This window comes from Pseudomonas koreensis (genome assembly GCF_025447595.1).
Classification (GTDB): domain Bacteria; phylum Pseudomonadota; class Gammaproteobacteria; order Pseudomonadales; family Pseudomonadaceae; genus Aquipseudomonas; species Aquipseudomonas koreensis_H.
Genome location: NZ_JAOEJU010000065.1, coordinates 1 through 203, shown reverse-complemented (window position 1 = coordinate 203; position 203 = coordinate 1). Strand labels below are relative to the sequence as shown.

Below are 203 nucleotides of genomic sequence, written 5' to 3'. Positions count from 1 at the left end.
ATCCTCAACGGCGGCCTGGGTGCCGACACCATGACCGGTGGTCTGGGCAACGACACTTACTACGTCGACAACGCCGGTGACTCCGTGGTGGAAGACGCCAACGCGGGCGTCGATACCGTCATGGCGTCGATCGATTACACCCTGGGCACCAACCTCGAGAACCTGACGCTGCTCGGTTCGGCGCTCAACGGCACCGGCAACAG

At 63.5% G+C, this 203-nt stretch carries 1 pseudogene; it reads left to right on the top strand.

What is annotated here, in order from left to right:
- Window positions 1-203 (top strand): annotated as a pseudogene (locus tag N8H71_RS28750) (putative Ig domain-containing protein); the annotation flags it as partial.